Annotated in this window: 10 protein-coding genes; 7 read left to right on the forward strand and 3 right to left on the reverse strand. The window is 45.3% G+C overall.

All coding sequences use genetic code 11. The features are described 5' to 3' along the window. Nucleotides 1-85 precede the first annotated feature (85 nt). Nucleotides 86-796: a YebC/PmpR family DNA-binding transcriptional regulator gene (locus C7460_RS21415; protein ID WP_115870192.1), complete on the forward strand. Its 711-nt coding sequence runs from the start codon at nucleotides 86-88 to the stop codon at nucleotides 794-796. Here the strand turns inward: C7460_RS21415 and C7460_RS21420 are convergent. Then, the gene (locus tag C7460_RS21420) at nucleotides 793-3,660 is read right to left on the reverse strand and encodes a PAS domain S-box protein (protein WP_115870193.1); all 2,868 of its coding nucleotides are present in this window, start codon (nucleotides 3,658-3,660) and stop codon (nucleotides 793-795) included. The two genes, C7460_RS21415 and C7460_RS21420, sit on opposite strands and share 4 nt — an antisense overlap. Before the next feature lie 172 nt (nucleotides 3,661-3,832). Here C7460_RS21420 and C7460_RS21425 point away from each other — a divergent pair, with 172 nt between their 5' ends. Then, nucleotides 3,833-4,045 carry a hypothetical protein gene (locus tag C7460_RS21425; protein ID WP_115870194.1) on the forward strand — a complete coding sequence of 71 codons (213 nt, stop codon included), beginning with the start codon at nucleotides 3,833-3,835 and terminating at the stop codon, nucleotides 4,043-4,045. A 1-nt stretch (nucleotide 4,046) separates the two neighbouring features. Here the strand turns inward: C7460_RS21425 and C7460_RS21430 are convergent, their stop codons facing one another. After that, on the reverse strand, nucleotides 4,047-4,499 hold the full coding sequence (locus C7460_RS21430) for a hypothetical protein (RefSeq protein WP_147303043.1): 453 nt from the start codon (nucleotides 4,497-4,499) through the stop codon (nucleotides 4,047-4,049). A 78-nt stretch (nucleotides 4,500-4,577) separates the two neighbouring features. Next, on the reverse strand, nucleotides 4,578-5,519 hold the full coding sequence (locus C7460_RS21435) for a hydrogen peroxide-inducible genes activator (RefSeq protein WP_115870196.1): 942 nt from the start codon (nucleotides 5,517-5,519) through the stop codon (nucleotides 4,578-4,580). 156 nt (nucleotides 5,520-5,675) lie between these two features. Between C7460_RS21435 and C7460_RS21440 the strand changes: the two genes are divergently transcribed. The 5 genes from C7460_RS21440 to C7460_RS21460 all read left to right on the forward strand — a co-directional run bounded on the left by C7460_RS21440 (nucleotide 5,676) and on the right by C7460_RS21460 (nucleotide 8,496). Beyond that, complete coding sequence (locus C7460_RS21440; protein ID WP_115870197.1) at nucleotides 5,676-6,227, forward strand: hypothetical protein; 552 nt, start codon at nucleotides 5,676-5,678, stop codon at nucleotides 6,225-6,227. 78 nt (nucleotides 6,228-6,305) lie between these two features. Continuing rightward, nucleotides 6,306-6,845 carry a TlpA family protein disulfide reductase gene (locus tag C7460_RS21445; RefSeq protein WP_115870198.1) on the forward strand — a complete coding sequence of 180 codons (540 nt, stop codon included), beginning with the start codon at nucleotides 6,306-6,308 and terminating at the stop codon, nucleotides 6,843-6,845. Nucleotides 6,846-6,868: 23 nt separating this feature from the next. Further along, nucleotides 6,869-7,690 carry a glutamate racemase gene (murI, locus tag C7460_RS21450; RefSeq protein WP_115870199.1) on the forward strand — a complete coding sequence of 274 codons (822 nt, stop codon included), beginning with the start codon at nucleotides 6,869-6,871 and terminating at the stop codon, nucleotides 7,688-7,690. A 12-nt stretch (nucleotides 7,691-7,702) separates the two neighbouring features. Continuing rightward, on the forward strand, nucleotides 7,703-8,035 hold the full coding sequence (locus C7460_RS21455; RefSeq protein WP_115870200.1) for a TfoX/Sxy family protein: 333 nt from the start codon (nucleotides 7,703-7,705) through the stop codon (nucleotides 8,033-8,035). 2 nt (nucleotides 8,036-8,037) lie between these two features. Then, nucleotides 8,038-8,496 (forward strand): GNAT family N-acetyltransferase, encoded by a 459-nt coding sequence (locus tag C7460_RS21460; protein ID WP_170148129.1) that lies wholly within the window; start codon nucleotides 8,038-8,040, stop codon nucleotides 8,494-8,496. Nucleotides 8,497-8,685 lie beyond the last annotated feature (189 nt).

The raw sequence follows: 8,685 nt of genomic DNA on the forward strand, positions 1-8,685 counted from the left end.
CTTCTAAAACAGGTAAAATTCAACCATAGGCTATTGCAAAATGTAGCTTATTTCTATTTTTGTCGCACCAAAAACGTTTTCGACTATGGGAAGAGCATTTGAATACCGAAGAGCAGCCAAAGAAGCAAGATGGGATAAAATGTCCAAACTGTTTCCAAAACTTGCCAAAGCCATCACAGTAGCTGTAAAAGAAGGCGGCTCAGATCCGGAAATGAATGCTAAGCTGCGTACGGCCATTCAAAATGCCAAGGCACAAAACATGCCTAAAGACAACATCGAAAACGCTATCAAACGCGCTAGCGGAAGTGATGCAGCAGAGTATACAGAAGTAACATACGAAGGCAAAGGACCACATGGTGTTTTGGTATTTGTAGAATGTGCTACAGACAATACCACACGTACGGTAGCCAATGTAAAATCATACTTCAACAAAGCCGGTGGAGGCGTAGTACCCAATGGCTCACTAGAGTTTATGTTCAACAGAAAGGCGGTTTTTGAAATGGAAAAACCTGAAGGCGTTGACCTGGAAGAACTGGAACTGGAACTTATAGACGCTGGCCTTGAGGAAATAGAAGTGAATCAGGACATGATCTACCTGTATGCTGATTACACCAATTTTGGATCACTCTCCAAAGCCCTGGAAGACAAAAATCTGGATGTTAAGAAAGCCAACCTTCAGCGCATCCCCACCTCGCCGGTGGAGTTTTCTGACGAGCAAATGGAAGAAATAGAAAAAATGCTGGACAAGATCGAAGACGATGATGATGTCCAGGCAGTCTTCACCAATATCGCCTAGTCAATAGCTTTAACTTTGAGCTCTACCATGACCATGGTGCCCTGAGCACCACTATTCACTTCAAAGTGAGCACCTATAGAGGTGGCACGGTTTTTCATACTGGTGAGCCCAAACGTCTTGTCTGTGGTGGTCTTAAACACGTCAAACCCCACCCCATTGTCTTCCACAGTGAGGGTCAACAGCCCGTCCTTCAACGTCAAGTTGACATGTACCTCGGAGGCTTTGGAGTATTTGATCACGTTGTTGCAGCTCTCCTGCAAAATCCTGTAAAGACTCAGCTCCACTGTGCCGGGCAGCCGCTCATTGGTCAGGTTGGTCATGTAAAAAAAATCGATATTGGAGGCCCTGCGCATGGTATTTACGAGTGTTTCGGTAGCTGCCGCTATACCAAAATCCTCTACAGCAGCAGGCATCAAATCATAGGACACCGACCGTGACTCCATCAATCCTTCGTCCAAAAACTTCAAGCCCACATCAAAATTTCTCCGAATATTTTCACCTAGCTCGTCCACCCGGTGAGCAATGGATTCCAGGTTCATTTTGGCGGTGATCAACAGCTGCTGCACACTGTCATGTAGCTCCTGGGCTATTCGCTTCCGTTGCTTATCTTCAGCGTTGATCGTAGCAGCTATAATTTGCTCCTGCGTCTGAATTTCCCGTGTCACATCCCGAAAAGTTGCCTCCACAATGTGCTTCCCGTTTTCACTTTGTAGGGCCGCATAAAAATTGGCGATAATCTGCTCTCCGTCTTTGCGCCGCAACTCCAATCTCACATTTTCCAACTCCTTTTGTTGCATTAATTCTGAGCGGAAATACTTCAGGTTCACGGATGGCTCATTGGCTATTTTACTAAAATTTCTCCCGATCAGTTGTGATGGAATCCGATATCCTAACATTGTAGCGGCAGCAGGGTTGGCATTGAGAATTATACCCTCAGGGTCTACCATGAGATAGCCATCTTTTATGCTTTCAAATATGCGTCTGTACTTGCGTTCGCTTTGCTCCAGGCGCTGACGTGCCCGCACCTGGCTGGTTTCATCTATGTGTATCCCCACTATTTTGATAGGCTTACCCTGCTCATTGCGCTCTACAGACCCCTGCGCATGAATATGGCGAATCTCCCCATTTCTGTTGATCCGGTAGTTGTTTTCAAACCGATCAGCATTGTCATACTCTCGGTTATATTCACCCCGCAGCTTTCGCCTATCCTGGGGAATCACACATTGCAAAAACTCCGACAAATTACCTACGTGTGGCTCTGGAGGTAAACCAAAAATCTCTGCTGATTTGCGATCCCAATAGTTGATATCACGTGGTATATCATAGATAAAAAAACCAGCATTGGCACCAGATATCGCCAGTGCGAATTGCTTATTTGCCAGACTAAGTCGTGCATTGGTGGTGAGCTCAGAGGTAATATCATAAAAGATCCCAATGAGGCCCATCACTCGATCATTCGAATTAAAGAAAGTGCTCTTATGAAGCTTAATGGTTCGCTTCTTCTCCCCCACCAGCACCTCGGTTTCCGTCACAGAGTCTTTGAGGGTGCCAAACAGCATGAGCTTATCCGTCTTGGTCAGCTTTTCCGTCTCCTCAAAGTTTACCACAGCATATAGCGACTGCCCAATGATACGATGCCTGCTCAATCCTACAAACTCACAAAACGCCTGGTTCACCTGTCTCACCTGACCATTGGTATCCGTAAAAAAGAACGGATTTGGAATGGTATCAATAATCGCCTTTTGCTTGGCTTCATTGTTTAGCGCTTTTTGTTTGGCCTTTACCTCCTCTGTGATATCCTGAATGGTTCCAAAAACCACTTGCGAATCTTCATACTTTGGGTCCACATTTACTTCTACCCATTTCTGATTCCATCCAGCAATTATTCGGTGCACATATTGTCCGGGCTTTGGCAGTTCTCCCTTGGCCCAGTTTATATGATCCGGATTGATAAACACCTCAAACGTAGGCATATCCAGCCGGGTATCTGGAGGCAGTTCACAGATTTGGTACACTTCGTCTGACACTTCAAAAACTCCCGCCTGTTTGGAAAGCGTCCAGTGCCCCAGCTTAGTGATGCGCTCTGCCCTGGTGAGTAGCCGATGGCTCACTTCCAGCTCATGCTTTTGCCTGCGGAGCATCATTGCCTGTTCCTCTGTGGCAGTAATGTCCTGAAACACACCCTGTATGAGCTTTTCTTTGCCAGAAACTATCCTCTCAGAAATAAAGCGGACCCGAACCCAAATTTGGTTACCCTCATAGGTACGCATTCTGGTAGTGACTGGCTGTCCTGCGGCAGTAGCCTGGCTAAAGCTCGCCACCAAATAAGCGAAATCCCCTTCATCAAACAAACCATCCACATTGTCAGCACGAAGTACATATCCTTCAGGTAGTTGTAGGAGGGACCGAGCAGATTCACTCAGCCAAAAGTCTTGTGTTTGTTCGTTGTAACTCCAGGAATTGAGACTGGAAAAGTCCATGACATTTTCAAGGTCTTCGCCAGACCAACCATGAAATTCTCCTGACTTATAGACTACCAGTACCTGATCAGATGAAGGTGTGAGTAGTAGTTCTCCAATACGATGAGGGTCTGAACTGAGCATACATGGGATAGACTGCTGTGTTAGCTTGCCTGATGTAAGGCTGTCGATAGCTTCACGTACCAATCCCATCCTTAGGCTAGTGCCGTCTAAGCTATACAGCAAAAGCATCAGTTCCTCCAGGGTATTCCCTTCTGTGAGGCCCAATGTACTTCTGCCGGCTTCATTGATATATGTCAATTGCTCGTCAGTCCCAAACTTCATTATAAAGTCCGAGCTGAGACCTGCCAGATACTCAAAGTCCTGGCACTGCTGGCTGTTCAAAATCCCTGGTTTTAATTGCTGGTTAAGTATTACAAATCTAAGTCAATCGAAAGGTAAAAAAGTTGCCTGCAGGCGAATTTCGAAAGACTCTTAAAAAAGTTATGGATTTCGGAGAAACAATCCAACTACCTAAGCACTTAACTATAAAAGGAACAACAAACTTATTATGCTTATGGGTATCTGGAAAACAATTTTCTGCACTTGCGCACTGATAATAGGATTCTCTGCATGCAATTCCAACAGAACCAACACAGAAGCAGACCGTGAAGCCACCTACACACAAGATGGCAAAGAGATCAATCCCACCGAGGGTGAAGGTGAAGGTACTGCCGGCAAAAAATACATGGAAACTACAGATGGAGATAGCGCACGAGTGGAGCAATAGATCACACCGCTATAGCCTGTCGGCCGGCCTCTTCCAACACATACTTCCGGCAACTATCCAGCTCATCTGCAGGCATTTGCGATAGTGATTTTGTGAGCGCTTGAGGCACCTGTTTTCCTTCAGAGTCCCACCATTCTTGCCCCCACTGCTGAGCGAGTACGGTATCCACATCAAAGAAGTGGATGTAACTATCTCCTATCACCCAGGGTTTGTCTTCACCTACATACTTTTGAAGTAGCATCTCGCGAATCCGCTGTGCAGTAGCATCCTTACTTTTGAAGTATGCTTCGGTGTAGCTAAGCGTTTCAGGCTCAGCCATTACATTGTTCCAAAACTTTTGAGACCTCAACAGGTCGGCAGCACCGATCAAAAAGACCGTGGAGCGATCTAAAGGCATACCCGATAGTGCACAGTTTGCAGCAAATTTCTTTTTCTTTTTAAACAGATTAAGCATGGTGTATTTGAGTAGTTGACCTATCTAGTGTACTCTCCATTCACCAAAAGGTTACTCCACTCATGTAAAAGGCGTCACCTAAATCCCTTTTATCTGAGGGTCTACAATCTCATAATTGCTGGCTGAAAGCATGTGTTTGGGGATGTTTCTACACACATACTCTCCCAGTTTGGCTACAAATCGCTGCTTGTCATAGTTTTTGGTCATAATCATGCTAATCTCCCTCGCCTTGGGGGTATCGCTTATCGGCAGCACACGCTCTTCCTGGTCCTCATCCAGACTCAGCATACTCAATTCTGGCAAAATGGTCATCCCTCCTTTGGTATCCACTATTCTTATCAGAGCGTCAATAGAATTGCTGCGATACACAAAACGCTTATCCGCTCTGATCTTATTCAGATCACAAAAATCATTGATCTGATCTCTGAAGCAGTTGCCTTCATTGAGCAGCCATAGCTCATCATAGGATATATCCTGAAGGTCTACATGAGCCTTACCATTGGTGTGTTCTGCAGAGTATAGAAAGAAGCGCTCATAAAAAAGTGGCTCAAACACAATACCCGGCACTGAAATAGGCGTAGATATAAGCCCCACATCCAAGCTACCATCTCGCACTCCTGCCACCACATTTTCAGTGGTGAGCTCGTGAATATCGAGGTAAAAGTCCGGAAAATCCTTTTGCAAATCACTACTAAACAACGGCACTAAAAACGGCGCCAGTGTAGGAATGATCCCTACTTTTAAGCGGTCTTTATAGTGCTGCCCCAGACCTTTTGAAAAATCTACAAGTCGCTTAGCATCCGTAAGCACTTGCTGAGAGCGCTCCAAAAAATGCTGCCCATCTCGCGTGACCTCTATCGGATTGGTATTGCGGTTAAAAAGCTGTACACCGATCTCTGTCTCAAGCTTTTTGATCTGAGTACTAAGCGCTGGTTGAGTGATGCCTAGTCGCTCTGCTGCTTTATTAAAACTACCATTTCGCTGCAACGCCAGCGCGTATTCCAATTGCTGCAATGTCATAATTCAGATTGATGAATGTTGCCAATCAATAATTCGTAATTATATCAATCCTGGATTAAAATACGAAACCGTAGCAATGGAATATGGAAGAGGTTTTATCAAAAAAGCTTATATTTAGTGTATACCCATAGCTATAACCCAAAATTTTCGGCTGACATGAAACCCCTCAGATACCTCAGCATTCAGGGAAGTGCTGCCCCTACCTACTGGTTTAAACACCACGATGCCCACAGCTTTAGAGCTCTGGTTGAATCTATAACAGTGAGCAACTGCTTACTGATTTCGTCCATTTATCGAACTGACATTTTTTACAGAGCCCATACTGATAAAACAGACCTACTACTCAAAGTCTGGAGTGCTTATAAAAACATACCGTTTCACAATGAGGTGATCCACAAATTTGTAAGAGGAAGCAATGATCAAGAATCCTTTGAATTTTATTTTGATACACTTTTTCACCTAATGCGTCATCCTGCACATTACCAGCGGTACAAGGAACGACTATCCGAAATACAGCTGGTAGAACCCGGAAACACCATTCTGACAGATCTCATGAAGTGCGACTTGCATCTTTCCAGAAGATATAAAAACCAGGAGGTAGCTTACAAAAGTTTGTCTGCAGGAAATGTACACACACTAGTAGCACCAGTATCGGCTAACTTACATCAGTTTGCTCTGGAGGCTATCAAACAATTACCCATAAACTAACCTTACTTTTTTGTGAAACCCTGGTCAGATTTGCAGAATATACTAACTTGACACAGGTTATAAAGAACAAAAAAGTCAATGAAAACCCATTTAACCCTTAGCATCCTACTGCTGGCCGCGTTCACCGTGGCGAAGGCCCAACAATTTCCAGCTCTGGAAGGTGAAAACCTCAAACACCAGAGTGTAAACCTACCTGCCGATGTAAGCGGCAAGCATACGCTGGTAGGTATTGCCCTCTCCAAAAAATCTGAAAAATTTCTGAAAGGATGGTTTGACCCGGTGTACAACCAACTCATCAAAGAACCCGAATCAGGGACAATTTTCGAATTTGGTTTTGATGTGAACGTGTATTTTGTACCTATGCTCACAGGTGCTAAGCGCCCCGCATACAAAAAGGTGATGGACAAGGTGGAAAAAGACGTAGACCCCAAACTTCACCCTCATGTGCTGTTTTATAAGGGATCGCTGAGCACTTACAAAGACGCCTTGAAAATTGATAACAAAAACGTGCCCTATTTCTACCTGCTGGACGATACCGGCAAAATCATCTATGCCACCAAAGGCGCTTACAGCCGAGCCAAACTCCAGCGCATCATCGACGAACTTCCTTTTGACTAAACCCCTAAAAGTAACCAGCTATTATGAGCCAACATCCAATCGGCATATTTGACTCTGGATATGGCGGCCTTACGGTATTGCGCGAAATTGTAAAGACCCTGCCGGATCATGACTTTTTATATCTGGGAGACAATGCGCGCACGCCATACGGTACCCGCTCCTATGAAACCATCTACGCATATACCCTGCAAGCCGTAAAGTACCTGTTTGATCAGGGCTGCGAACTAGTAATCCTGGCCTGTAACACGGCATCTGCCAAGGCCCTGCGGACCATTCAGCAGCGAGACCTTCCCCAAATTGCCCCGCACAAACGGGTACTGGGCGTAATCCGACCTACTGCCGAGGTAATAGCCAGCTACACCCACACAGGCCATATAGGCGTGCTAGGCACCACAGGTACGGTCAAAAGTGAATCTTACCTAATAGAAATCAAAAAACAAGCACCCACGCTCAACGTACACCAGCAAGCTTGCCCCATGTGGGTACCACTCATTGAAAATGGTGAGCAGGATCACAATGGTGCAGATTACTTTGTGAAAAAATACCTAGACGAGCTCTTTAGCCAGTCACAAGACATAGACACGCTGCTGCTTGCCTGCACGCACTATCCACTGATGCTCAAAAAGATGCGCGAATACCTACCAGAGACCGTCACCATCCTCAATCAGGGAGATATCGTAGCGCCCAGTCTGGCAGACTACCTGCAACGACATCCGGAAATCGCCGAAAAATGTTCACAAAATGGTAAGTTGCGCTTTGTGACGACTGACTCCCCTGAAAATTTTGATAGGCAGGCAGCCACTTTTTTTGGCCAAAGCATAAAAAGTAACTTCGTAGATATTTAGATTTAAAAGTTCATGGCTTATGATCCTGAACTTGCACTGCGAATCCGCGATACTTTTCGCTCCCTCGCCACGCAAGACATCACTGAAAAGAAGATGTTTGGCGGACTGGCTTTTTTATATCGGGGCAAAATGACTGTGGGCATCATCAAGGACGAGCTGGTGGTACGTGTGATGGCGGACAAAATGCCCACTGTACTCGATCAACCGCACACAAGGGAGATGGATTTCACCAAAAAGCCCATGAAAGAGTTTGTGTTTGTCGCTCCCCAGGGGTTTGAGCAGGAGCAGCAACTCCTGAAATGGATAGACCTGGGCATGGAGCATGCACGCAGCAAAGCTGGCTAACTATGAATTTGGAAATTACGAAACTCGGACATACTGAAAAGGCACCTATGGATCTGCTCTTCAAAGCAGACCCCTCCGTAGAAATGATCGAGCGCTACCTGTACTCTGGAGACTGCTATCTGGCAAAACTGGATGGCCAGCTTGCCGGGGCATTTGTGCTCATGCCCAACAATGACTCAGAAATAGAGCTAAAAAACATTTCCATAGATGCGCAATACCAGGGTCAGGGCATCGGTAAGGAAATCATCAAATATGTAGTTCGGATTTCGAAAATGGAAGGCTATGAATACCTGGTGGTGAAAACCGCCGACAGCAGCAAGGACACCATCGAGTACTACCAAAAACTCAAGTTTGAGCATTACTTCATCTCCAAAGGGCACTTTCTAAAATACTACGACCAGCCCATTATCGAAAATGGCCAACAAGCCATAGATCAAATAGCACTACGCAGAAAGCTTTAGCACATTTATGAGAAGAAAGCCCTCCTCTTTTCAAAAAAATTCTTTGAAAAATACCCGAGCAGTTGGTTTTCTTAAACATTAAAAACCAATGCGTATCGAGTAGAGCAAAGTAAAGGAGACTTTTAGACCTTCGGAAACCCGGAAAGGATTTCTTCTTTACTTCAGCCCTCTCACACCACCGTACGTACG

It is taken from the genome of Marinoscillum furvescens DSM 4134 (assembly GCF_003386095.1).
Lineage (GTDB): Bacteria > Bacteroidota > Bacteroidia > Cytophagales > Cyclobacteriaceae > Marinoscillum > Marinoscillum furvescens.

Bases quoted from the DNA above. Each gene is read 5' to 3' on its own strand.
- C7460_RS21415 (WP_115870192.1), top strand. From the start codon at position 86: ATGGGAAGAGCATTTGAATACCGAAGAGCAGCCAAAGAAGCAAGATGG.
- C7460_RS21425 (WP_115870194.1), top strand. From the start codon at position 3,833: ATGGGTATCTGGAAAACAATTTTCTGCACTTGCGCACTGATAATAGGA.
- C7460_RS21430 (WP_147303043.1), bottom strand. From the start codon at position 4,499: ATGCTTAATCTGTTTAAAAAGAAAAAGAAATTTGCTGCAAACTGTGCA.
- C7460_RS21435 (WP_115870196.1), bottom strand. From the start codon at position 5,519: ATGACATTGCAGCAATTGGAATACGCGCTGGCGTTGCAGCGAAATGGT.
- C7460_RS21440 (WP_115870197.1), top strand. From the start codon at position 5,676: ATGAAACCCCTCAGATACCTCAGCATTCAGGGAAGTGCTGCCCCTACC.
- C7460_RS21445 (WP_115870198.1), top strand. From the start codon at position 6,306: ATGAAAACCCATTTAACCCTTAGCATCCTACTGCTGGCCGCGTTCACC.
- murI (WP_115870199.1), top strand. From the start codon at position 6,869: ATGAGCCAACATCCAATCGGCATATTTGACTCTGGATATGGCGGCCTT.
- C7460_RS21455 (WP_115870200.1), top strand. From the start codon at position 7,703: ATGGCTTATGATCCTGAACTTGCACTGCGAATCCGCGATACTTTTCGC.
- C7460_RS21460 (WP_170148129.1), top strand. From the start codon at position 8,038: ATGAATTTGGAAATTACGAAACTCGGACATACTGAAAAGGCACCTATG.